This window comes from Actinobacillus porcinus, assembly GCF_901764995.1.
Lineage (GTDB): Bacteria > Pseudomonadota > Gammaproteobacteria > Enterobacterales > Pasteurellaceae > Exercitatus > Exercitatus porcinus.
The window spans coordinates 26,657-52,420 of record NZ_CABFKI010000011.1 but is presented as its reverse complement, the minus strand read 5'-3'; the positions used below and the strand labels follow the sequence as shown (position 1 = coordinate 52,420).

At 41.7% G+C, this 25,764-nt stretch carries 22 protein-coding genes and 1 pseudogene; 3 read left to right on the top strand and 20 right to left on the bottom strand.

The window, feature by feature from the left end; translation table 11 throughout:
• Positions 1-44 precede the first annotated feature (44 nt).
• From gyrB to carA, 9 genes are all read right to left on the bottom strand, one after another.
• A complete protein-coding gene (gene gyrB, locus E7T07_RS08595; RefSeq protein ID WP_425455040.1) occupies positions 45-2,504 on the bottom strand; it encodes a DNA topoisomerase (ATP-hydrolyzing) subunit B in 2,460 nt (819 codons plus the stop codon).
• A 116-nt stretch (positions 2,505-2,620) separates the two neighbouring features.
• Positions 2,621-3,097 (bottom strand): tRNA (uridine(34)/cytosine(34)/5-carboxymethylaminomethyluridine(34)-2'-O)-methyltransferase TrmL, encoded by a 477-nt coding sequence (gene trmL / locus E7T07_RS08590; RefSeq protein ID WP_135710741.1) that lies wholly within the window; start codon positions 3,095-3,097, stop codon positions 2,621-2,623.
• Between the two features lie 101 nt (positions 3,098-3,198).
• Entirely contained in the window at positions 3,199-4,824 is a 1,626-nt protein-coding gene (locus tag E7T07_RS08585) for a phosphoethanolamine transferase (protein ID WP_135710740.1), read from the bottom strand.
• 37 nt (positions 4,825-4,861) lie between these two features.
• Complete coding sequence (locus E7T07_RS08580) at positions 4,862-5,083, bottom strand: hypothetical protein (RefSeq protein ID WP_135710739.1); 222 nt, start codon at positions 5,081-5,083, stop codon at positions 4,862-4,864.
• Positions 5,084-5,318: 235 nt separating this feature from the next.
• Complete coding sequence (locus tag E7T07_RS08575) at positions 5,319-6,665, bottom strand: ATP-binding protein (RefSeq protein ID WP_135710738.1); 1,347 nt, start codon at positions 6,663-6,665, stop codon at positions 5,319-5,321.
• Positions 6,658-7,335, bottom strand: coding sequence for a response regulator (locus E7T07_RS08570; protein WP_135710737.1), 678 nt, complete (start codon positions 7,333-7,335; stop codon positions 6,658-6,660). Before E7T07_RS08570 ends, E7T07_RS08575 begins: the two co-directional genes overlap by 8 nt.
• Positions 7,336-7,598: 263 nt before the next feature.
• The gene (locus E7T07_RS08565; protein WP_135710736.1) at positions 7,599-8,135 is read right to left on the bottom strand and encodes a PepSY domain-containing protein; all 537 of its coding nucleotides are present in this window, start codon (positions 8,133-8,135) and stop codon (positions 7,599-7,601) included.
• A gap of 240 nt (positions 8,136-8,375) precedes the next feature.
• Entirely contained in the window at positions 8,376-11,582 is a 3,207-nt protein-coding gene (carB, locus tag E7T07_RS08560; RefSeq protein ID WP_135710735.1) for a carbamoyl-phosphate synthase large subunit, read from the bottom strand.
• A 45-nt stretch (positions 11,583-11,627) separates the two neighbouring features.
• Positions 11,628-12,755 (bottom strand): glutamine-hydrolyzing carbamoyl-phosphate synthase small subunit, encoded by a 1,128-nt coding sequence (gene carA, locus E7T07_RS08555; protein WP_135710734.1) that lies wholly within the window; start codon positions 12,753-12,755, stop codon positions 11,628-11,630.
• A 346-nt stretch (positions 12,756-13,101) separates the two neighbouring features.
• Here carA and E7T07_RS08550 point away from each other — a divergent pair, with 346 nt between their 5' ends.
• Positions 13,102-13,854: an MlaA family lipoprotein gene (locus E7T07_RS08550; RefSeq protein ID WP_135710733.1), complete on the top strand. Its 753-nt coding sequence runs from the start codon at positions 13,102-13,104 to the stop codon at positions 13,852-13,854.
• Between the two features lie 9 nt (positions 13,855-13,863).
• The gene (locus tag E7T07_RS08545; RefSeq protein WP_135710732.1) at positions 13,864-14,358 is read left to right on the top strand and encodes a YfbU family protein; all 495 of its coding nucleotides are present in this window, start codon (positions 13,864-13,866) and stop codon (positions 14,356-14,358) included.
• 407 nt (positions 14,359-14,765) lie between these two features.
• On the opposite strand, the pseudogene E7T07_RS11280 reads toward E7T07_RS08545, so the two are convergent.
• From E7T07_RS11280 to uspA, 11 genes and pseudogenes are all read right to left on the bottom strand, one after another.
• Positions 14,766-15,029 (bottom strand): annotated as a pseudogene (locus tag E7T07_RS11280) (IS1/IS1595 family N-terminal zinc-binding domain-containing protein); the annotation flags it as partial.
• Positions 15,030-15,199: 170 nt separating this feature from the next.
• Positions 15,200-15,889 carry a 50S ribosomal protein L1 gene (rplA, locus tag E7T07_RS08535; protein WP_135710731.1) on the bottom strand — a complete coding sequence of 230 codons (690 nt, stop codon included), beginning with the start codon at positions 15,887-15,889 and terminating at the stop codon, positions 15,200-15,202.
• Between the two features lie 4 nt (positions 15,890-15,893).
• Entirely contained in the window at positions 15,894-16,322 is a 429-nt protein-coding gene (rplK, locus tag E7T07_RS08530; RefSeq protein WP_005818234.1) for a 50S ribosomal protein L11, read from the bottom strand.
• A 141-nt stretch (positions 16,323-16,463) separates the two neighbouring features.
• Positions 16,464-17,636 carry a DUF6892 domain-containing protein gene (locus E7T07_RS08525; RefSeq protein WP_135710730.1) on the bottom strand — a complete coding sequence of 391 codons (1,173 nt, stop codon included), beginning with the start codon at positions 17,634-17,636 and terminating at the stop codon, positions 16,464-16,466.
• 149 nt (positions 17,637-17,785) lie between these two features.
• The gene (gene nusG / locus E7T07_RS08520) at positions 17,786-18,343 is read right to left on the bottom strand and encodes a transcription termination/antitermination protein NusG (RefSeq protein ID WP_135710729.1); all 558 of its coding nucleotides are present in this window, start codon (positions 18,341-18,343) and stop codon (positions 17,786-17,788) included.
• Position 18,344: 1 nt separating this feature from the next.
• Entirely contained in the window at positions 18,345-18,752 is a 408-nt protein-coding gene (gene secE / locus E7T07_RS08515) for a preprotein translocase subunit SecE (RefSeq protein ID WP_135710728.1), read from the bottom strand.
• Positions 18,753-18,898: 146 nt separating this feature from the next.
• On the bottom strand, positions 18,899-19,786 hold the full coding sequence (galU, locus tag E7T07_RS08510) for a UTP--glucose-1-phosphate uridylyltransferase GalU (protein WP_135710727.1): 888 nt from the start codon (positions 19,784-19,786) through the stop codon (positions 18,899-18,901).
• 79 nt (positions 19,787-19,865) lie between these two features.
• Positions 19,866-21,230, bottom strand: a complete 1,365-nt coding sequence (locus E7T07_RS08505) for a phosphohexomutase domain-containing protein (protein ID WP_135710726.1) — start codon at positions 21,228-21,230, stop codon at positions 19,866-19,868.
• A gap of 27 nt (positions 21,231-21,257) precedes the next feature.
• Complete coding sequence (gene csrA, locus E7T07_RS08500; protein WP_135710725.1) at positions 21,258-21,440, bottom strand: carbon storage regulator CsrA; 183 nt, start codon at positions 21,438-21,440, stop codon at positions 21,258-21,260.
• Positions 21,441-21,525: 85 nt separating this feature from the next.
• A complete protein-coding gene (alaS, locus tag E7T07_RS08495; protein ID WP_135710724.1) occupies positions 21,526-24,153 on the bottom strand; it encodes an alanine--tRNA ligase in 2,628 nt (875 codons plus the stop codon).
• 183 nt (positions 24,154-24,336) lie between these two features.
• Entirely contained in the window at positions 24,337-24,762 is a 426-nt protein-coding gene (gene uspA, locus E7T07_RS08490; protein WP_135710723.1) for a universal stress protein UspA, read from the bottom strand.
• A gap of 162 nt (positions 24,763-24,924) precedes the next feature.
• Here uspA and mazG point away from each other — a divergent pair, with 162 nt between their 5' ends.
• Complete coding sequence (gene mazG / locus E7T07_RS08485) at positions 24,925-25,713, top strand: nucleoside triphosphate pyrophosphohydrolase (RefSeq protein WP_135710722.1); 789 nt, start codon at positions 24,925-24,927, stop codon at positions 25,711-25,713.
• Positions 25,714-25,764: the final 51 nt, after the last annotated feature.

Below are 25,764 nucleotides of genomic sequence, written 5' to 3'. Positions count from 1 at the left end.
ACTTTGATTCTCAGTCAAAGCGCGGTTTGTTTTAACACAATTTTCTACACATCCAAATTCGCGCGTAGGGCGTTATGTTCGATGAATTCGCGGCGTGGCTCTACTTCGTCACCCATTAAAGTGCTGAAGAGTTGATCCGCTTCTACGGCGTCTTTGATGGTGACTTGCAACATATGGCGCGCTTCAGGATCCATGGTGGTTTCCCAAAGTTGTTCAGGGTTCATTTCGCCTAATCCTTTATAGCGTTGAACCGTTAAGCCACGGCGTGATTGCGCCACAAGCCAGTTAATGGCTTCTTCAAAGCTAGAAATAGGTTTCTTGGTTTCGCCACGTTGGATATACGCGCTGTCTTCCAACAAGCCATTGATTTGAGTACCTAATTTTACAATGCGTGCGTATTCATTACCGTTCACAAAGTTGTAATCTAAGAAGTAATCGTGGTCAATACCGTGAGTACGAACGGTTAACACTACATCATGTACTTTACGCTCTTCGTTATATTGCGTACGTACGCAGTAGTGATTTCCCCCGACATCTTTGGCAGTCAGACTTTCCACTAAAGAATTTGCCCAATTTTCCACCGCACTTTGATTGCTTAAAATGTCGTTGGTCAGTGTAGGTTGATAAATCAATTCGTTCAGCAAGGCTTCAGGGTAACGGCGGTGTAAACGCAAAATGAGTTTTTTCACGCTGTTAAATTCCGACACTAAATTTTCCAACGCCAAACCGCTCATTGCCGGTGCATTTTCGTTCACATACAATGCCGCGTCTTCAAGGGCAATCGCCAATTCGTATTGGGTCATGCTTTCGTCATCTTTGATATATTGCTCTTGTTTGCCTTTTTTCACCTTGTAAAGTGGCGGTTGGGCAATATAAACATAGCCACGCTCAATGATTTCAGGCATTTGACGATAGAAGAAGGTCAATAAAAGCGTACGAATATGCGAGCCGTCCACGTCCGCATCGGTCATGATAATAACTTTGTGATAGCGCATTTTGTCAGGATTATATTCGTCACGACCAATGCCACAGCCAAGTGCGGTGATTAATGTGCCCACTTCTTGCGAAGAAAGCATTTTGTCAAAACGTGCTTTTTCTACGTTTAGGATTTTCCCTTTTAACGGCAAAATGGCTTGGTTTTTACGGTTGCGCCCTTGTTTTGCTGAACCACCCGCAGAGTCCCCCTCCACCAAGTAAAGTTCTGATAAAGCTGGATCGCGTTCTTGGCAGTCCGCTAATTTACCCGGAAGCCCGGCAATATCTAACACCCCTTTGCGGCGTGTCATTTCACGAGCTTTACGCGCTGCTTCACGCGCGCGTGCGGCTTCGACAATTTTAGTGGCAATGATTTTGGCGTCATTTGGGTTTTCTTCCAAATATTCTTGTAAACGCTCATTCATGGCGGATTCTACCGCGCCTTTGACTTCGGAAGAAACTAACTTGTCTTTGGTTTGTGATGAGAATTTTGGATCAGGCACTTTCACCGAAATAATCGCCACTAACCCTTCGCGCGCATCATCCCCCGAGGTATCCACTTTGTCTTTTTCGCTCTTACCTTTTTTGTTCAAGCCCGACTTGTCCATATAGGCATTTAAGGTACGCGTTAACGCGCCACGGAAACCCGCCAAATGCGTACCGCCATCGCGTTGTGGGATGTTGTTGGTAAAGCAATAAATATTTTCGTTATAGCTGTCATTCCATTGCAACGACACTTCTACCCCAATGCCGTCTTTTTCTACGCTGAAATAAAACGGTTTTTGATGAATAGGGGTTTTGTTGTGGTTTAAGAATTCCACGAATGCTTGAATACCGCCTTCGTAATGGAAATGATCCTGTGTGCCATCGCGTTCATCGATCAATTTAATCGACACACCAGAGTTTAAGAAAGACAATTCACGCAAGCGTTTTTTCAAAATATCGTATTCAAAAACGGTTTTGGTAAAAATCGTTGGGCTTGGCCAAAAGCGTACGGTTGTCCCTGTTTTTGACGTATCGCCAATTACCGCTAACGGCGCTTGCGGTTCGCCTAAATGATAGAATTGTTCGTGTACATGACCTTGACGGCGAATAGTGAGCTGTAATTTATCGGAAAGTGCGTTCACCACTGACACGCCCACACCGTGCAAACCACCTGATACTTTGTATGAGTTATCATCGAATTTACCGCCCGCATGCAACACGGTCATAATCACTTCTGCCGCCGAAACGCCTTCTTCAGGGTGAATATCCACAGGAATACCACGGCCGTCATCTTGCACAGAAACAGAATTATCTTCGTGAATAGTAACAATAATATCTGAACAATGTCCTGCTAACGCTTCATCAATGGCATTATCTACCACTTCGAAAACCATATGGTGCAAACCCGTGCCATCATCGGTGTCCCCGATATACATACCGGGACGTTTACGCACTGCATCCAAGCCTTTTAACACTTTAATGCTGCTTGCGCCATATTCGGGTTGTTGTTCTAAAGCATCTGTTGCCGTCATATTTTCTGACATAAAAAATCTCTATTTTGCTATGAAAAATTAGGCGGGATTATAGCAGAAAATGCACGGAAAAGCACGGATTTGTATGTATTGGAATGGGAAAAAGGCGTCAGATTTGACGCCCAAAATCAACGGTTTAAATTCACCGCACCTTGATAGCCTAATTGTCGCCAAGCTTCATAAACTGCTACTGCAACAGAGTTGGATAAATTCATACTACGGCTATTTTCCGTCATAGGAATACGTAATTTTTGTTCCATCGGCAAACTGTCCAAAATGGTCATTGGGATACCGCGCGTTTCAGGGCCGAACATCAAATAATCCCCCACTTCAAACTGCACATCGCTATGGGCAGGGCCGCCCTTGGTAGTCATCGCAAACAAACGTTTCGGCTGTTCACTTGCTAAAAATTGCTCAAAGGTTTTGTGGCGTTTAATTTCTGCAAATTCATGATAATCCAACCCCGAACGGCGCAAACGTTTATCGTCCCAAGTAAAACCAAGGGGTTCGATTAAATGTAAACGAAAGCCGGTATTGGCGCACAAGCGAATGATATTTCCTGTATTTTGCGGAATTTCGGGTTCATATAAAACAATGTCTAACATAACAGTTCTCTTACAAAAACAGCAAAGCGCGGTCAGAAAATCATTGAATTTTCCACCGCACTTTACAAAATGATAACTGCGCTAAATTCTAGTCTTAAAATCTATTTTCGGCAAGTTGCTAAAATATCTAAATCCTTATTGTAGGCTTTGACGCTCGCCATTTTCATATCCATTAAACTCAACACCGAATGGAAAAAATTGTCGTGAGAATAAGGGCGATTCGCGTTTTGGCGCAAACAAGTTAAATCCACCTTTTTATTTTCCACCCATTTTGGCGAAAACCACATCACCATAGGCACTTGCGTTTGCTCTTTCGGCGCAATGGCATAAGGCGTTGCATGCAAGTACATATTATTCTCCCCTAAACTTTCGCCGTGGTCGGAAAGATAGAGCATGGATGTTTTGAGATTCGGATAGGCTTCTAATTGCCCAATCACTTTATCTAAAAACTGATCAATATAAAGAATGCCGTTATCGTAAGTATTGATTAATTCCACCTGTGAACATTGATTAATTTCTTTGGTATCACAAGTAGGCGTAAATTGGCGTTCTTTTTCTGTATAACGTTCAAAATAAGTGGGGCCGTGGCTGCCGATAGTATGCAACACAATCACCGTATCTTGGCTGGCATTAGCCAACGCTTTTTCCAATTCAGGCAACATAATATTGTCAAGGCATTCGCCGTCTGTGCAATATTCCGGCACTTGTAAATCCACGGTGTTGATGGTTGGCACACGGTTACACACATCCTTACAGCCCGCATCATTTTCAATCCATTGCACTTTTACGCCTGCATGTTGTACGGTGTCTAATAAATTATCCTGATGATTGGCTTGCACCGCGTCATAATCGCTGCGGTTTAAGCTAGAGAACATACAAGGCACAGAAATGGCAGTAGCGGTTCCACAACTGCTCACATCGGTAAAATTAATCAGATTTTCACCGCGCTTTACCCGTTCCGCTAAATAAGGTGTAGTTTGACGCCCATAACCATTTACCCCCCAGTTTTGCGCACGGGTGGTTTCGCCTACCACAATCACAGACACATTCACATCATCGTCCGTTTTTTCCATTTTGGCATCAATGCCTGTTTGCACGAAGGGCATATTTTCCATACGCGTATGCTTAATTTTACTGATTGTCGCGCCAACAAAATTAGACGGCACTAGCAAATGAGGTAAGTATTTGTTGTTGCGGAAAAAAGAGGCATAGTCTTGATAAAACACGGCGCCGATAGCGAATACAAATAACGCGGATGCCAAAATTGATCCCATACGCGCCAACAATTCCACCCACCATTTTTTATAATCCACTTTGACGCACAAATATAAAACAGTCGGCAACACACCTACCACCAACAACCACGCCACATAGGAAAAACTGAACATGCGCGAGCTTTCCGCAACGTTTGTTTGCAACACATTGGTCAACATATCGCGGTCAAAATAGACGTTGAACACCAATGAGTTATAACTCACCGCCGCGCTAATGAGCAAAAAGGCCGGAATAATTATTTTGTGTAAAACGGGAACAGACAACACATTAAACACAATATTACAAGCAACAAATAACACCAACGGTGTGGTCAATAAAAAGTAATCCGTTGGATGACTCAAAGAAATCACTTCACGGAAAAACGCGATATTAAGAACAAGGGTAAAATACAATGCCAACAACAAATTTAATTTGATAGATGACATTTTCCATTGTGGTAAGCGAAGGGACATTTTTACTCCTAAAAGTGCGGTTAAAAATAAAATCGTTTTAAACAATCATCGCTACTAATAAACGCGAATTACGCCAAGTGTCGCCAAAAGACATCGTTGCGTGTTTTGGCGTTTTGCGCATAAATAACGCCCCAAAAATCAACGCCATAAAAGAAAGCCAGAAAAGCATCAGATTGACGCTGAAAATACCAATAAATAACACTGTCGCCGCTAAAAGGATAAGAACTTGTTGAGCTTGAGTTAAAATACGTTTGATCATTTGATTTCTCCTATAAAAAACACCATTGAATTGTTTCCATGGTGTCATTATGAATAGGAAAAATTAGCGAAGAATTAGGGATGGGAGAGTTTTCAAAAAGACCTGGCACGAGCCGTGCCAGGTTCCTTAAGCCCAGCCCCGCCGGGGCTGAAAAAAGAGCCGCAGCGCGGCTCAGATTAAGTAACCCTATACGGCTCGTATAGGGTTGCCCAACATTCTAAAATTAGGGATTAATTTATTTTTTAAATCTCATTTTAATCATCAATCCACTCGCAAAATGTGGGCTGTCTAATAATTGAATTTCACCGCGATAATTTTGCACAATTTGATGGGCAATGGCTAAGCCTAAGCCTGAACCCTGTTGATCGGAACCTAAAATGCGATAAAAAGGATCTAACACGCGCGCGCGTTCTTCCGCCGGGATGCCTTGACCATTATCTTCCACAAAGATTTCCAAAACATCGCCTTTTTCCACCGCACTTAAGTCGATTTGCGAGCCTGTTGGTGTATAACGAATGGCGTTATCCACAAGGGTTTTAATCAATAAATAAAAGTCCGTTTCATTACCATAAATGGTTGGTGAACCTTCGGAAACCACGCCAATATCCTGCGCTTTTTGTTCTGCTAAAGGATAAAGATCTTCGATAACACGGCTGAAAATGCTGTGTAAATTCAAATGGCTTTGGTGTTTTTGATCTTTATTTTGGCTGCGTGCTAAGGATAACAGCTGTTCTAATAAATCGCGGCTACGGCGAATACCTTGATTTAATTGTTGCACTTGTGCTTTCGCTTCTGCCGGCATGGCTTGATGATTTAAGCGTTCTGCTTGTAAGGAAAGTGCGGTCATTGGGCTGCGTAATTCGTGTGCGGCATCCGCAATAAAGCGTTTTTGTTGCTCAACAAAGGCTTCGGTGCGCCCCAATAGTTGATTAATGGCTTGCACAAACCCCGTGATTTCCGCAGGTACTTGATCAAGGGGCAAGGGGGTTAAATCTTGTGCATTTCGTTCGCCCAAGCTGTTTGACAAACGTTCCACAGGTTTCATCGTGCGTTTAACCACCCAAAAGGTTAACACGATAATTAACGGCAATAAGACGGACAAGGGCATTAAACTTGCCCACGCAGAATGTTCAGCCAATTCTTCCCGATATTCATTTTCTTGCAAAATGGCAAGAATTCCATTTTCTCTCTGTTGCAAATAGCCACGGTAAGTTTCTTCGTCATACCATAAATTCGTAAAAATATTGCGCGGATTTTGATTAGGTGAGAGTTTAAATGTCTTTTTATGTTGCACAAAATTATAGTATTCACGCTCTAAATTTGTGGGTAACTGAAAATGCGGATGAGGTTGATTATTTGCCAGCCAATAAACCGCAATGCGGTTATCATCCCCTTCACGAAAACCGCTCAATAATTCATCAGGGGATGTAATATAACTGGCAATGCGTTTTAAAGTGCGGTCTTGTTGTTTGTAGGTTTCGCGATAGGTATCATAAAAAGCAATCCCTGCCGCAATCACACTGGTCATGGCGGTAGATAACACTAAACTCACCATCAATTTGGTTTTAATGGATTTAAACATAGCTATTTCCTTTTGGCATCATCCAGCCCACACCACGGACATTTTTAATCTGTTCTTTGCCGATTTTTTTGCGCAAACCATGAATTAAAAAGTCGATAGCATTGCTTTCCACTTCTTCACCCCAAGCGTAGATTTTATCTTCCAAATCCGCACGGGAAAGGATCATGCCGGCACGGCTGATTAACGCTTGCAACACCGAAAATTCTTTGTTACTCAAGGTGATAGGCGTATCTTGCCCGGCGATTTCCACCAGATAGGTTGTGGGATCTAACGTAATCGTGCCGTTGGTCAATTTGGGCGAACTTTGTCCACCTTGACGGCGCAAAATCGCGCGCATTCTCGCTTGCAACTCTGCCATATCAAAGGGCTTCACAATATAATCGTCCGCGCCACCGTCTAAGCCCGACAAGCGGCTTTCCAAATCATCTCGCGCCGTCACAATCAACACCGGCGTGTTATTTTTCTTTTGACGAATATGCGCCAAAACTTTTAAGCCATCCTGCCCGGGCAAGCCCAAATCCAACAACACCAAATCATAAGATTGACTCAGCAAAGCTTCTTCGGCGGTTTTACCGTTATTCACCCAATCCACCGCATAATGACTGTCTTTTAAATTGGCTGACACCGCGTCAGCAATCATTCTGTCATCTTCAACCAATAAAATACGCATTTTCTTTCCTTTTTCCGCGGAATCCTTCGGTAGGCAATATATCACAAAAAACAACCGCACTTTGATATTCAGCTCAAAAGTGCGGTTGTATTCCATATTATTTAGAGCCAACACAAGACGTTCGTTGAGCTTGTCGAAACGTAAGTCTTGTGTAACCGCTGAAATGTCTTATGGTTCGACAAGCTCACCAACCGTGGTTCGACAGGCTCACCAACCGTCATTTCAGCTTTGTATTATGGCTACATAATGCTGTTTTTTTCTAATTAGTAATCAATACCGGATTGGATTACATTGCCGCTATTGGCATCAATCACAGTTTTATAGGTTTTACCGTCTTTGATGCTTTCAACTTCATAACGAAGACTATTGTGTTCGCGGTCAAGCTCTACGTCTTTGATTTTTCCGCCAGCCTGTTGTGTTGCAATGTCCATGGCTTGCTCAAGTGTGACTTTGGCTTCCGGACGAACTTTATCTTTTTTGTGATGTTTCGTTTTTACATTATCCGCTAAAATTTCACCTGTTTTCGCATCCACTACGATTTCATGTTTTTCGCCATTGCCTTGATTATCTTGAACTACATCGACTTTGTAATAGCTTGAACCATTTTTAAAGTTAAAATCAACTTCGGTTGCTTTACCCGCCACTTTTGCTGTTGCCGCTTGAACTGCTTGCGCTGCGCTGACTGTGGCCTGTTCAAATGCGGCTTGTTTTTCCGGGTTGCTGCTTGCATAAGCACTTGCACCACCAATTAAAATCGCTGAAGCTAATAATGCTGATAATACTTTTTTACCTTTTGACATAACGTCTCCTTATTTAAGTTTGTTTCCTAATTAAAATAATCATCTCAATTATCGTCCGGCACTTGCCTTTCGATGTGGGTATCATAAAAAGGAAAAATTAGGGAAAAATTAGGAAAAATAAATTTTTTATCTGGACTGACGACAAACCTAAATAATGTTGTAGGGGCGAAATATTTTTCGCCCCAAAATAATCATGATAAATCAGGGCGAAAGATGTTTCGCCCCTACAGCCGTGTTACATTACGGCAATTGCGCGTGTAACGCTTGAACCGAATACACATCGCAGCCATCAATACTTTTCACCCCTTCGGCAAGGGCTTCGGCGGCTGCCATGGTGGTTTGTAGGAAAACGCGTTGTTGCAATGCGCTGCGGCGGATAGAATGGCTATCGGCAACTGATTCAGGTAAGCTGCCTGTGGTGTTAATTACCATGGCAATTTCACCATTTTTAATCGCATCCACGATATTTGGACGACCTTCGCGCACTTTGTTCACGATTTGTGTGGCAACACCATTCTCACGTAAGAATTTCGCCGTTCCCATAGTGGCACATAAGCCGTAACCTTGTTCTTGTAAGGCGCGCGCCACAGGCAATAAGCGTAATTTATCTGCGTTATCTACCGATAAGAACACTTTGCCTGTTTTTGGAATACGTTCGTTTGCGCCTAATTGCGCTTTCAAGAAAGCTTCCGAGAAGGTTCTGCCCACGCCCATCACTTCACCTGTAGAGCGCATTTCCGGCCCTAAAATGGTATCTACGCCCGGGAATTTAATGAATGGGAATACCGCTTCTTTCACGTTGAAGTATTTAGGAATCACTTCACCTTGAACGCCTTGCTCTTTTAAGCTAATGCCTGCCATAACACGTGCTGCGATTTTCGCTAACGGTTGGCCGGTGGCTTTGCTCACAAACGGCACAGTACGGCTTGCGCGTGGGTTAACTTCTAATACATAAACCACGTTATTTTGTACCGCAAATTGTACGTTCATTAATCCCACGACATTCAAGGCGTACGCCATCGCCGTAGTTTGACGGCGGATTTCATCTTGAATGTCTTTTGATAATGAATATGGCGGCAATGAGCACGCTGAGTCGCCTGAGTGGATACCCGCTTGTTCGATATGTTGCATAATACCGCCAATCACTACTTGCTCACCGTCACAAATACAATCCACATCTACTTCAATAGCGTTGTTTAAGAAGTGATCCAATAAAATTGGGCTGTCATTAGAAACCGATACTGCTTCACGCATGTATTTGTTGAGTTCGTCCACGTTGTAAACGATTTGCATTGCGCGACCGCCTAATACATAAGACGGACGCACCACCAACGGATAGCCCACTTCTTCCGCTAATTTCACTGCTTCTTCCGCATTACGCGCAGTGCGGTTATTTGGTTGTTTTAAGCCTAAATCTTGTAAGATTTTTTGGAAGCGTTCACGGTCTTCCGCGGCGTCAATGCTGTCTGCGGATGTCCCGATGATATTCACTCCGTTCGCATGTAATGCGTTCGCTAATTTTAATGGGGTTTGACCACCATAGTGAACGATAACGCCCCAAGGTTGTTCGGTGTGGATAATTTCTAATACGTCTTCTAAGGTTAATGGTTCAAAATATAAACGATCAGAGGTATCAAAGTCTGTAGAAACGGTTTCAGGGTTGCAGTTCACCATAATGGTTTCAAAACCGCTTTCGCGTAAGGCTAATGCCGCGTGTACACAGCAATAGTCGAACTCAATCCCTTGACCGATACGGTTTGGCCCGCCCCCTAAGATCATCACTTTTTTACGATCCGTTGGGTTGGCTTCACATTCTTCTTCATAAGTCGAATATAAATACGCGGTATCAGATTTAAATTCACCCGCACAGGTATCCACGCGTTTATACACCGGGTGTAAATTTAACTCGTGGCGTTTTGCCCGCACTTGATCTTCAGTCACTTTAGTGAGCTGCGCAATACGTTTATCAGAGAAGCCTTTGCGTTTTAAACGGCGTAATTCCGCACGGTCTAAATCGGCAAAACTACGTTTTTCTAAGGCTAATTCTTCCAACACCAATTCTTGAATTTGAATTAAGAACCAAGGATCAATTTTTGAGTAATGATGCACTTCATCAAGGCTGAAACCGGCACCAAAGGCATCCGCGACATAAAGAATACGGTTTGGACCCGGGTTACCTAATTCCGCACGAATTTTTTCCGGTTCTTCCGAAAGCAAATTAAAACCGCAAATACCGGTTTCTAAGCCACGTAATGCTTTTTGCAAGGATTCTTGGAAGGTACGTCCCATTGCCATCACTTCGCCCACGGATTTCATTTGCGTGGTTAAACGATCGTCTGCTTGTGGGAATTTTTCAAAGGCAAAACGTGGCACTTTAGTGACCACATAGTCAATAGACGGCTCGAATGACGCTGGGATTAAGCCGCCTGTAATATCGTTGCGCAATTCGTTTAGGGTATAGCCGACCGCTAATTTAGCCGCTACTTTCGCAATGGGGAAACCGGTCGCTTTTGAGGCAAGAGCAGACGAACGGCTCACGCGCGGGTTCATTTCAATCACGATCATCTCGCCATTAGCCGGGTTAATAGCAAATTGGACGTTTGAACCGCCGGTGTCCACGCCAATTTCACGTAACACCGCTAAAGAAGCGTTACGCATAATTTGATATTCTTTATCCGTTAAGGTTTGCGCCGGCGCAACGGTAATACTGTCGCCCGTATGCACGCCCATTGGGTCGAAGTTTTCGATAGAACACACGATAATGCAGTTGTCCGCTTTATCGCGCACCACTTCCATTTCATATTCTTTCCAACCTAAAACCGATTGCTCGATTAATAATTCGTGGGTGGGTGAAGCGTCAAAACCCCGTTCGCAGATCGCTTGGAATTCATCGCGGTTATAAGCGATACCACCGCCTGAACCGCCCATGGTAAAGGATGGACGAATTAAGGTTGGGAAGCCTACTTCTTCTTGCGCTTTCCAGGCTTCTTCGAAGGTATGACAAACGAAAGATTTTGGTGTACTTAAACCGATTTTTGCCATCGCGTCTTTAAAGCGACCACGGTCTTCCGCTTTATCAATGGCGTCTTCTGTGGCACCGATTAATTCCACATTGTATTTTTTCAACACGCCATTTTTGGATAAATCTAAGGCACAGTTTAATGCGGTTTGACCGCCCATGGTCGGTAAAATCGCATCCGGGCGTTCTTTCTCAATGATTTTTTCTACGGTTTGCCATTGGATTGGCTCGATGTAAGTGACATCCGCCATATTCGGGTCGGTCATAATGGTCGCCGGGTTAGAGTTCACCAACACCACTTTATACCCTTCTTCACGCAAGGCTTTACACGCCTGCGCGCCTGAATAGTCAAATTCACAAGCCTGACCAATGACAATCGGACCTGCGCCAATAATTAGGATGGTTTTTATGTCTGTACGTTTTGGCATTTTCTATATCTCTTTCAAAATTCGTTTAATTTTAACCGCACTTTTTTACGCTTTTGCCGCTCGCATTGCTTCGATAAATTTGTCGAACAAATACGCCACATCGTGCGGGCCTGGGCTGGCTTCCGGGTGACCTTGGAAGGAATAAGCCACTTGGTCTGTTAATTCAATACCCTGTACTGAATTATCGAATAATGAACGATGGGTCACACGCACATTCGCCGGCAAGCTATTTTCATCCACTTCAAAACCGTGGTTTTGGCTGGTAATCATCACCTGTTGTGTATTCAAATCTTGCACAGGGTGGTTTGCGCCGTGGTGACCAAATGCCATTTTTTTCGTTTTGCCGCCACTGGCTAAGCCTAAAAGTTGGTGACCTAAACAAATGCCGAAAACCGGTTTCTTGGTAGCCAAAATGTCTTTGATAGCGTTAATCGCATAATCGCAAGGCTCTGGATCGCCCGGGCCGTTAGAAAGGAAAATACCGTCCGGATTTAAGGCTAAGACCTCTTTTGCCGGTGTTTTAGCAGGAACAACGGTGATATGACAACCACGTTGAGCCAACATGCGTAAAATATTGCGTTTCACACCAAAGTCATAAGCCACGATATTAAACTCAGGCGCAGTGGTTTCTACATAACCTTTGCCTAATTGCCATTCGCCTTGAGTCCATTGATAGGTTTCTTTGGTAGTCACTTCTTGTGCCAAATCTTTGCCCGCCATTGAACCAAAACTTAAAGCTAACTCTAACGCTTTTTTCTCATCAATGTTGCCTGTCATAATACAACCTGCTTGCGCCCCTTTATCACGCAAAATACGGGTTAAACGGCGTGTATCAATATCCGCAATGGCGACAACATTATTTTCTTTTAAATACTCAGAAAGGCTTTGATTAGAACGGAAATTGCTATGAAGTTTTGGCAGATCACGAATAATTAATCCTGCGGCATAAACGCCATCGCTTTCTAAATCTTCGAGATTGGTTCCTGTGTTACCAATGTGGGGATAAGTTAACGTAACAATTTGGCGAAAATAGGAAGGATCCGTTAGGATTTCTTGATAACCGGTCATTGAGGTATTAAATACCACTTCGCCAATCGTGTGGCCTGTAGCACCAATTGATGTGCCATGGAAAACGCTGCCGTCCGCAAGAACGAGAATTGCAGGTTCAGACATAAAATACTCCTAGATATGTTGATGTTGGTCGAGCACTTACAAATGCTCATTAACCACGATTTCGTAAAAATTTCACCGCGCTTTTGGTTATTTATCAACCCTAAACCAAAGGCAATTTAATCCATTACGCAATCGTTTGTTAAACTTGCGTATTTTAAAGGACTAACGCCTTTCATTCAAGCGCTATCACATGTGATTAATGATTATTTATTCGTAATTTTTGCATAAAAATTCACTTTATTCAAGAAAACTGATACTCAACCTGAGAGAAAAGATTTCTTTTGTAGATTTAGAGTAAGTCATTTACAATGCAAACTATTCTTATCACTTTTGGGATTAGCTATTTATGAAAAAAACGACCCTTTTGGCGACCGCACTTCTTGCTATGGTAACACTAACAGGATGTGCAGGCACCATCGATCCTGTGACGGGAGAGCGCAGCGATCCGTTAGAAGGATTTAACCGCACCATGTGGGATTTAAACTATAAAGTTTTAGATCCTTATATGTTAAAACCTGTCGCAAAAGGCTGGAACGCCTTACCAAGCCCATTAACCACAGGCTTATCCAATGTTGCCAATAACCTTGACGAACCGGTGAGCTTTGTTAACCGCTTATTGGAAGGCGAAGGGAAAAAAGCCATGGTGCATTTAAACCGCTTTATTATTAACTCTACCTTTGGTTTAGGGGGATTCATTGACTGGGCAAGTTACAGCGATCCGCTAAAAATCGAAGGAAAACGCACATTCGGCGATACCCTCGGCAGTTATGGCGTTGAAGCGGGGACGTATTTTGTCTTTCCTATTTATAACGCCACCACGACACGCGATTTAACAGGAACCATCGTTGATGCCGCTTACGTATATCCGTTCTGGGATTGGGCAGGATTGCCTTGGTCTATGGCAAAATATGGTGTGCAAACAATTGATAAGCGCGCCAAAGCCATGGACAAAGAAGTGTTCTTAGAACAATCCAGTGACCCATATATTACATTCCGTGAAGCCTTCTACCAAAATCTCGAATACCGTGCGACAGACGGTAAAATCAAAGTAAAAGAAGAAACCGGGCTTTCACAAGAAGATTTAAATAGTATTGATTAGGAGACTTTTATGGAAATGACCACCATTCAACGCTTAATTTTAGCGAACCAATATAAATTACTTGGCTTACTTGATCCTGCTAATGAGAAAAAATACACCAGAGCAGAAATGATCGTCAAAGGCGGATTTGACCGTGAATTGAAAGAGCTTAGCCAAGATTTTAGTGAAATCAGTGAGCAAGATTGCCAAACGGTATTAGATACCCTAGAAATGTATAAAGCATTACATGTTTCATACAACAATTTGGCAGATAAATCAGGGGTAACCCCACACCGCTTAATGTTCGCGGGTTACTGTGCCGTACGCGAGAAAAAATACCTCAACTACCTTCGCTTTGTCTCAGGGGTAGAAGGCAAATACCAAGAATTTATGCAATGTGAACATGGTTGCGACTCACAAACCCCAATGTGGGATAAATACATCAAAATGCTTGATGTATGGCATGCGTGTCCACATGCTTACCATTTAAGTATGCAAGAAATTCAAAATATTCTGAACGCTTAAGAAATAAAAAGCGATTTTATGTGGTAGTTGCACAAGACGGTCGTTGAGCCTGTCGAAACGTAAGTCTTGTGCAGTACACGCTGAAATAGCTTGTGGTTCGACAAGCTCACCAACCGCCATTTCAGCTTTGTGCGAGTACTACACAATACCCATAAAAAGTGCGGTCAAAATTTTCAACTTTTTTGACCGCACTTTATTGGTATAAAGGACAAAATTAATGTTTTTTTAGCATAGCGATTCGTTAAAGGACATTTTTAATGGTCATAAAACACACAGATTTTATGACCATTTTTTATACAATCTAAACACCCAAAATCTCTTCAATCATTTTTAGTTTTTGAGTGAGATTCATTCCCCTGTGATTACCTAAAAGTCGCTTCAAATGTTCAAATTGCCCCTCGATTAAATTAGATGTATTTAGGAATACCTAAACCTGGATATTTTTGATAGGTGAACAAATAAGGAAGGTTGTTCATTAAACTTCGATATGCACTCCTTAAACGGCGATGTGTAGCAAGCTCAGAAAGTGTCTGTTTCCTATAGGCATATTCCATCCAAAGTTGATGATTATCCAGCCTAATTCCACCTAAAAACTGCTTGTCACAATGGTTGCATTTATAGCGTTGTTTGTCTTTAATTTTGCCGTATTTTTGTACATCAGGACTTGAGCAATAAAAGCATTTTTTGTAATCAAAACCTTTGAACCTCGTAAAATCCTTTTACTATAAGGCTTTAACGAGGTTTTGACCATTAATTTTGTCCTTTAAGCCTTTATCTTCTTATCTTCAATAAAAAAACCGTAAGATTGCTCTTACGGTTTTTATTCTGATTAACTCAAGAATTAAAGTGAAGCTTGATCAACTGCTACACCAGCACCCATTGTTGTAGAGATGCTTACTTTCTTGATGTAGATACCTTTTGCTGTTGTTGGTTTAGCTTTAGTTAAAGCCGCTAACAATGCTTGAAGGTTCTCTTTTAATTGCTCAGGCGCGAAGTCTGCTTTACCGATTGTAGTATGGATAATACCATTTTTGTCGTTACGGTAACGGATCTGACCAGATTTAGCATTTTTAACTGCTTCAGCTACGTTTGGTGTTACTGTACCCACTTTTGGGTTTGGCATTAAGCCACGTGGACCTAATACTTGACCTAATTGACCTACAACACGCATTGCATCCGGAGAAGCGATAACAACGTCAAAGTTCATTTCGCCTTTCTTGATTTGCTCTGCAAGATCTTCCATACCTACTAAGTCTGCACCCGCTTCTTTCGCTGCTTCTGCGTTTGCACCTTGTGTAAATACGGCTACACGAGCTGTACGACCTGTACCGTGTGGTAATACGGTTGCACCACGTACGTTTTGGTCTGATTTACGAGGGTCGATACCTAAGTTCACCGCTACGTCTACGCTTTCAACGAATTTAGCTGTTGCAAATTGTTTTAATACTGCGATTGCTTCGTTGATTTCGTAAGCTTTAGTAGAATCTACGCCAGCTTTAATTGCTTTCATTTTTTTAGTCAATTTAGCCATTGTATTATTCCTCTACGATTAAGCCCATTGAGCGAGCTGTACCAGCGATTGATTTCATTTTAGTTTCGATAGTCGCACCGGTCATATCTGCTGCTTTAGTTTCAGCGATTTGACGTAATTGTGCTTGAGTTACGGTACCCACTTTATCTTTGTTCGGTTTACCTGAACCAGATTTGATACCTACAGCTTTTTTCAATAATACCGCTGCCGGTGGAGTTTTCGTTACGAAAGTAAATGATTTATCAGCATATACTGTGATTACAACAGGAATTGGTAAACCTTTTTCTAAGCTCTCAGTACGAGCGTTGAATGCTTTACAGAATTCCATGATGTTCACACCTTGTTGACCTAATGCAGGACCAACCGGTGGTGATGGGTTAGCCATACCAGCTGCAACTTGCAACTTAACGTATGCTTGGACTTTTTTTGCCATTTTTTAAGTTTCCTATGTTTTGGGTACAAACGCTGAACTCAGCTCCCCGATGATAAATAACACTTTCGTGTCGTCACAAAAATATGAGCAAGTTGCCTTGCTCATAATGGGTGCGAATTATACGAAAAGTGCGGTGTTTTTTCAAGCACTTTCCCCATTTAAAATGGCTGCTATATCAAGCTTTTTGCTTCCGTGATAAAGCGCAATACCTTTCTCATTTAATGCTTCAAGAAAGACTCTTGGGACTATGAGTTTATCTATTTGTATTCCTTGTCCAGCGCCAAGATATGTCCCATCTAAATGTTTCACTAATCCTGTTTGTCTGATATCAAGTATCTCAAAGGGTTTATCTTTAGGTAGCGAGATGGATTTTAAATTTGGCAATAAGGCTAAATCTTCGATAACATTAGTCGTCATTGGTACAATATCTGCAGGGCGACATCGGTGATCAAAAGGCTCATATAGACTACTCTCTCCGGTTATTTGTCTTGGTAAGTGTAAAAATGAAAAATCACCGGAATAATGATTTAAATAAAGATCACTGACACAATTAAGCTGATGTTGAGTAATATCCAAATTAAGCATATAGTCCCCAGCCGCTGAACTAGGAAAAGCAGGATCAATAAAATAGCTAAATTCTTCAGCAAACAGCTGATAGTTAAAAACAGGTTTTAACTGTTCTCCTGCCATTAACTGCTGAATAATCGCAAATTTAAAGCGAATATCTTTGAATTGCACACTTGGGGTTTGGTTTTTATCATAAATCGGATTTTTCAATCGATTTTGAATACGTGCCACTTCTTTAAGAATAAGCGCCAATCGCTTGCCTTGCTCCACGTTTGGAAAAAGCTCTGCCACAAAACGTAAACAATCTCGCATTGTGCCTTTGGCATTGCACATATCAAGAATATTGGCGTGATGTTCTGCATGATAATAATCCCAACGAAATGCACCTTCAAAAGTCGATAACACCGCTCTTACAAATTCATTTTTCTGCTCATTGCTCCAATTTTTCGCTGCTTCAGGTAAATGCGATTTGAGATGATTGTAAAAGTGTGCTTGATCAAATGAGTCTGTTGTGGCAAGAGGAATCAACTTCATCATTGGATCGGTGATTTTTTCTGCGTCCTTTAACACATATTCCTCCTTTTTAAAATAGAAATCACGTAAGTTAATAGAAGGATCTAGGTCTAAATCCTTGGTAACTGTGGCTAGAGAAAGTGCTTTCTCTTCATTCTTAAACTGCTCATAAAGCTTTTTGGCACCGATGCCCACTAGCCCTAAAGCAGCGACTTTTATAATGTTACTCAGCATAAGCATTTCCTTCTTTTGTTAATTGCTGAGCGAAGTATATAAAAGGGAAGTGACAGCTTGTGTCATTTAAAATATTTTTTATAAAAAAACCGCTTGCTACATAATTGTAACAAGCGGTCTATATTGCTTCATTTCTTATTCTTTGGTGACTAACCGTTCGTTTTTTCCACTTGACCAAATTCAAGTTCAACAGGAGTTGCACGACCAAAGATAGAAACAGAGACTTTTAAACGGCCTTTTTCGTAATCCACTTCTTCTACCGTACCGTTGAAATCTGCAAACGGACCTTCTTTCACGCGGATTTCTTCGCCCGGTAAATATTCGTTACGATGACGTGGTTTATCTGCATTTTCTTCAACGCGGTTCAAGATAATGTCTGCTTCACGTTGGCTAATAGGTAACGGACGATCAGGTGTGCCGCCAATAAATCCCATTACGCGCGGTACGCTACGCACCAATTGCCAGGTATAATCATTCATTTCCATTTGAACTAATACATAACCGGGGAAGAATTTGCGTTCACTTTTACGGCGTTTACCCGCTACATTTTCGACCACTTCTTCTGTCGGAACCAAAACTTCACCAAATTGGTCTTCCATTTGGTTTAATTTAATATATTCGCGCAAAGTCGCTGCTACACGGCCTTCAAAACCTGAGAAGGCTTGTAATACATACCAACGTTTTTTTGGAGCTGTTGTTTCTGTCATTTTAGAATCTCAAATTGGTTAAGAAGTTAAGAACGGCGATAATAATGCTATCTAATGCCCAAAGAATTAAAGATAACAATACGGTTGCCGCAATAATGATAAATGTCGTTTGCATGGTTTCCGGGCGAGTTGGCCATACAATACGGCGTAATTCTACGCGTGATTCGCTAAAAAAGTTTAATGCACGTTTACCTTCGTTCGTTAAGGCGGCAAAGACAAGTGCAAGCACTAAAAGAACAAAAATAGCAACAACGCGAATTGGCGTTGAAAACTGTTCTGCAAATACTACATTACCGACTGACGCAACAAGTACGATGATAAGCGATAATACCCATAAAAAGACATTTACGCCTTTTGATTTTTGACCGACTTCTTCAATGTCTTTCTTTTTATCCGCAACTAAAGCCATAAATAAACCTAATTCGATGTAAAAATAGTTTGAAATACTTTTGAGCTGGTGATTTTAGCATTATATTTCGATCTTTCATATCAATTTTTATGAAAGCATAAAAAAAGCTAAGAACTTACGCCCTTAGCCTTTTAAAATCACGTAGGTTATAGGGTTTTCGCCAATTTTTTCAAATATTCTTTAAACTCAGTGCCGAGTTTTTCATGTTGTAAACCGTATTCTACAAAAGCTTGCATGTAGCCAATTTTATCGCCACAGTCGAAGGTTTCCCCGGTCATTTGGAATGCTTCTACGGTTTCTTTTTCAATCAACATATCAATAGCATCTGTTAATTGAATTTCATCGCCTACGCCCACCGGTGTTTTTTCCAGCAAATCCCAAATTGCCGCAGAGAACACATAACGTCCCACAACTGCCAAATTGGATGGAGCTTCTTCTGGACGAGGTTTTTCAACCATACGAGAGATTTTTGCGCTTTCACCGCCTTTAAGCTCTGCGCCGTTACAGTCCGCTACACCATAGCTGCTTACTTCTTCAGGCGCTACAGGCGCAACCATAATTTGACTTGCACCAGTTTCATTGAAACGCTTGATCATTGCCGCCAAGTTCTCTTTTTTCTGATCAGCGGTAAAATCCGCTAACAAAACATCCGGCAAGACCACGGCAAAAGGTTCATTACCCACCAATGGACGACCACACAATACCGCATGACCTAGACCTTTTGCATTACCTTGACGAACATGCATAATCGTCACATCTTTTGGACAAATTGACCGCACTTCATCAAGTAACTGGCGTTTAACACGTTTTTCCAACATGGATTCTAATTCATAAGAAGTATCAAAGTGGTTTTCAATGGCATTTTTTGATGAGTGTGTCACCAAAACAATTTCTTTCACGCCCGCAGAAACACATTCATTAACTACATATTGAATTAATGGCTTATCAACTAAGGTTAGCATTTCCTTTGGAATGGCTTTTGTAGCCGGCAACATACGCGTTCCAAGACCTGCTACCGGAATAATCACTTTCATGTTTTTTTCCTTGAATATAAACAACCGCACTTTTGCCTATGTTCTGCAAAGTGCGGTCAAAATTACAGAGTTTTACCCATTACTGGCGTAATAATGCTAACACTTCGTCTGTTTTTTCTTGCATTAATGCTTTATCGCCACGAGTTTCTAAATTTAAACGTACGACCGGCTCGGTATTTGAGCTACGCAAATTGAAACGCCAGTTTGGATACTCGATACTGATCCCGTCTAAATCGCTGACGCTAATCGCGTCTTTCTCATAGGCTGCACGAACACGAGCAATAGCCGCTTGCGCATCTGTCAATTTGCTATTGATTTCACCTGGTGACGGATAAGTATCAATACTATGATTCACTAATTGACCTAATGTTTTTCCTGTTGTGCAAACTAATTCCATGACCAATAACCATGGAATCATACCGCTGTCGCAGTAATAGAAATCACGGAAATAATGGTGAGCAGACATTTCACCACCATATACCGCATCCACTTCACGCATTTTTTCTTTAATAAATGAGTGACCGGATTTTGACATGACTGCTTCGCCGCCATTTTCTGCCACAATTTTTTCCGTATTCCAGATTAAACGTGGGTCATAAATGACTTTCGCGCCTTTGTGTTTTTGCGCAAAAGCTTGACCTAATAATCCAACCACATAATAACCTTCGATAAAACCACCCTTTTCATCAAAGAAGAAACAGCGGTCAAAATCGCCGTCAAAAGCAATACCGAAATCCGCTTTATGCTCAAGCACCGCATCAATCGTATCTTGACGGTTATCATGTAAAATTGGATTAGGAATACCATGTGGGAAAGTACCATCCGGATTATTATGGACTTTCACAAACTCAACAGGTACACGGCGAGCTTTGAATTGTGCTTCAATCGCGTCCACCACATGACCTGCTGCCCCGTTACCCGAATTAATGACGAGTTTCAACGGTTTGATATTGTCTAAATTTACGTAAGACAATAAGCGTTCAACGTAATCCCCCAGTACAGATTGTTGTTTGTAAGTTCCACGTTGAGTCACTTCAGGGAAATTATTTTCCTCTGCCAAACGCTGAATGTCAGCCAGCCCGGTATCTGCACTAATTGGACGCGATCCCTCACGCACCAATTTTAAGCCATTAAAATCCATTGGGTTATGGCTTGCAGTGACTTCGATACCGCCATCAGCTTTCAAAAATGAAGTGGCAAAATAAACTTCTTCGGTACCCACTTCACCCAGATCAATCACGTTTACGCCTGAATCTAACAAGCCATTAGTGACCGCGCTTTTTAACTCTTTACTGGTTAAACGCACGTCCCCACCTACAACAATCGTTTTTGGCTTCAGAAACTGCCCGAATGCTCGCCCAATTCGATAAACGATATCCGCATTTAATTCGTCACCTAAACGACCACGAATATCATAGGCTTTAAAACAAGTTAGTTTAGACATAAACACCTCCTGATTGCTCTAACCTAGCTATTTTTTTAATTCATCTTCCGCTTCTTTGATACGATGATAAATTTCTTCACGATGCACTGAAACATCCTTTGGTGCATCCACGCCAATTTTAACTTGGTTACCACGCACACTCAAAACCGTGATAGAAATGTTATCGCCGATGAGCAAATTCTCACCGACTTTACGGGTTAAAATTAACATACAGACCTCCCTAAGTATTGAATACGCCTGTCGTTCCATCCCTAGATACCTCACGGCTATAATAATTTGTTTACCTCCGCAAGTATCATTGCAAATTTGTTTTTAACCATTCTGTTGCGGTATTTAATGCAACAGACACATTTTCAGGTTGAGAACCACCGGCCATCGCCATATCCGGACGACCGCCGCCTTTACCACCTACTTGTTGTGCCATCACATTTACCAATTCGCCTGCTTTCACTTTTGACGTTAAATCAGACGTAACCCCTACAATTAAGTTCACTTTGTCTTCGACCACCGAAGCAAAGGCAACTACAGCGGAACCTAATTGATTTTTCAGATCATCAACCATCACGCGTAATCCTTTCGCATCTACACCATCTAGTTGATGAACAATCACTGAAACATCACCGATTTTTACCGCACTTTGTGCTAAATTAGAGCCTGCCGCTTGTGCCGCTTTCGCTTTCAGTTGTTCTAATTCTTTTTCCGTTTTCTTCACCTTATCTTGAAGCTGAACAATTTTTTCAGGAATCGAAGGCACATCGGATTTCAATGCATCCGCACTTTGAGCCAAAATCGCTTGTTGGCTAAATAACCAATCCATCGCCCCTTCACCTGTTACGGCTTCAATACGGCGAATACCTGCAGCTACTGCACCTTCTGACACGATTTTAAATAAACCAATGTCACCTGTGCGTTCTACATGTAAACCACCACAAAGTTCAATTGAGAACGGACTCATCGTCACAACGCGAACCACATCACCATATTTCTCACCGAATAATGCCATAGCACCTTTCGCTTTGGCTTCTTCTACGCTCATTTCTTCCGTTAAAACCGGATGATTTGCACGTATATGGAAGTTCACTACACGCTCAATGTCTGCAATTTGTTCTTTGGTTACCGCTTCCGGTTGCGCAAAGTCAAAACGTAACCCTGCATCGGAAACTAAAGAACCTTTTTGTGCCACATGTTCGCCTAAAACTTGGCGAAGTGCTGCGTGTAATAAGTGTGTTGCACTATGATTTAAACGCGTTTGTTGACGGCGTTCTGCATTAACACTTGCATTAATAATTTGGCCGACACTTAAACTACCTTGTGCCAATTCACCAATATGGCCAAAAACCGAGCCATATTTTTGAGTATCTTTTACTTCAAATTTCACGCCTTGTGCGGTTAATACACCGCTATCGCCAATTTGACCACCCATTTCCGCATAGAATGGGGTATTTTCTAACACCACCACTGCACTTTGACCTGCAGAAATACTTTCCACCGGTTTACCGTCATAGAAAAGTGCGGTCACTTTTGCCAGACTTTCTGCGTTTGTATAACCTTCAAATTTTGTTTCACCATCCACGCGAATAACGTTACTGTAATCCACGCCGAAGTTGCTTGCGGATTGCGCACGTAAACGTTGTGCTTCCATTTCACGTTCAAAGCCTGCTTCATCAATGGTGATATTACGCTCACGACAAACATCCGCCGTTAAATCCAATGGGAAACCATAGGTATCATAAAGCTTAAACGCCACTTCACCTGAAAGTACACCATCTTTTACATTGGCAAGCGCATCGTCTAACAAGGTTAAGCCACGCTCTAACGTACGCGCAAATTGCTCTTCTTCCAAGCGTAATAATTTTTCAACATTCGCTTGTTTTTCTTTAACTTGTTTGCCTGCATCCGCCATGACATCAATTAAGGTTGGCACTAATTTATAGAAGAATGTTTCTTTCGCGCCAAGTAAATGACCATGACGTACCGCACGGCGAATAATACGGCGTAATACATAACCACGACCTTCATTTGATGGAATCACGCCATCGGCAATTAAATAAGCACATGAACGAATGTGGTCTGCGATAACACGCAAGGATTTATTATCTAAATCAGTTGTCCCAACAATTTCCGCTGCTTTTTTAATTAAGGTTTGGAAAATATCAATTTCGTAGTTGCTGTTTACATGTTGCAACACCGCGGTCATACGCTCTAAACCCATACCTGTATCAACAGATGGTTTTGGCAATTTTTCCATTGTACCGTCCGGCAAACGGTTAAATTGCATAAATACGATATTCCAAACTTCAATATAGCGGTCGCCATCTTCTTCCGGTGAACCCGGCAATCCGCCCCAAATATGATCACCGTGATCATAGAAAATTTCAGTACAAGGACCGCAAGGACCTGTATCGCCCATTGCCCAGAAGTTATCTGAAGCATAAGGCGCACCTTTATTATCACCAATGCGAATAATATGATCGGTCGGTACACCTACAATCTTGTGCCAAATATCATAAGCTTCGTCATCAGTTTCATAAACGGTTACGTATAATTTTTCTTTTGGTAACCCTAACCATTCTGGGCTCGTTAAATATTCCCAACCGAATTGAATCGCGTCTTTTTTAAAGTAGTCACCAAAACTAAAGTTTCCCATCATTTCAAAGAATGTATGGTGACGTGCGGTATAACCCACATTTTCTAAGTCATTATGTTTACCGCCTGCGCGCACACAACGTTGCGCGGTTGTCGCACGCGTATAAGCACGTTTCTCCATGCCTAAGAACACATCTTTAAATTGGTTCATTCCGGCATTGGTAAACAATAGCGTTGGATCATTTTCCGGCACGAGAGAGCTACTCTCTACGACAGTATGACCTTTGCTATGAAAGAAATCTAAAAATGATTGTCGAATTTGAGCTGTTGTTTTCATTGTAAACCTAACAATTTTTTTATTTCTAAAAACGGTTTATTTTGACATATTTTTTTTATTTATAGAACGACCTAGCCCTATTTTCTCAGGGATTTTTTTAGATTTCTTCAAAAATCAAACCGCACTATCGACTTTAGGACGAAAGCGCGGTTTATTTTAAGTCGTTTATTGATGAAATTTTATCTATTCATCACGAAGCGGTACCACGAGCATATCAATTTTTATCGTATTCATCACTTGACGTGTTGAAGACATTAGTTTACTCCAAAAATCTTGATGGTGGCCAGTTACAAGCAAGTCCACATCATATTGCTCAATAGCATCCGAAAGCACTTGTCCTAAATCACCACTACCACTTAATTTTTCAGAAATCGGATAACCCGCATTTTCTGAAAGTTGAACTAAAGCCTGTTGCGTTTCGCTTGAAATGCGATCTTGCATAGACGACATATTGACATCAATTAAACCTGTGTAGAGATCGGAGAAGTTGACATCCACGTGGATAATTGAAAGTTTCGCCCCGTGACGCTGCGCCACACCAACTGCTTTTTTCAATAAAACTTCACTTTCATCTGAAAGATCCACTGCAACTAGAACATGTTTATACATAATCTACTCCTTATCTGATTAGGTTGTCCTTTTTTGTTGTCTGTATAATATCACCCTGATAATGAAAAAAATTTGAACTAGATCACATTTCAGAAAATTTATTGAATTATTTTTATTTGCGTCCTAAACTGACCGCACTTAGCCTTTATGCGAGAAAAAACAATGTCATACCATATTCAAGATTTTATCAAACTCATCGCCCAACTTCGCAACCCTAACGGTGGTTGCCCCTGGGATCTAAAACAAACTTACCACTCCATGATCCCTTGTTTAACAGAAGAAACCTATGAAGTGATTGATGCCATTGAAAAAAATGACAAAACCAATTTGCGCGAAGAATTAGGTGATTTATTGTTGCAAGTGGTGTTTTTCAGCCAACTCGCCACCGAAGACGGTAGTTTTACCTTTGATGATGTGGTCAATGATGTGGCGGAAAAAATCGTACGCCGCCATCCTCATGTGTTTGGGGATATAAAAGCGGGCAATGAAGAAGAAGCCCTTGCGCGTTGGAATAGCATTAAAGCGCAAGAAAAAAACAATCCTGAGAATCACTCTATTTTAGCGGATGTACCACAAGCGTTCCCTGCACTCATGCGCGCAGAAAAATTACAGAAAAAATGCGCTAAGGTAGGATTTGATTGGGATAATCTCTCCGATGTGATTGCCAAAGTAGAAGAAGAATTAGCAGAAATCAAACAAGAATTAAATCGACCGCACTTGATACAGGAAAAAGTGGCAGAAGAAATGGGCGACTTCTTATTCGCAACGGTTAACCTTGCGCGTCATTTAAAGGTCAACGCAGAAGAAAGTCTGCGCCAAGCCAACCATAAATTTGAACGCCGCTTTCGTGCCGTTGAGCAAAAATTAGCAGAACAGGGAAAAAGCGCCGAACAAAGTTCCTTGGTAGAAATGGATATTTTGTGGAATGAAGTGAAACAGGAAGAGAAATAAGTCTTATGCCGCTGGGTTCGACAAGCTCCCCAAGCGGCATTTCAGTGTTTT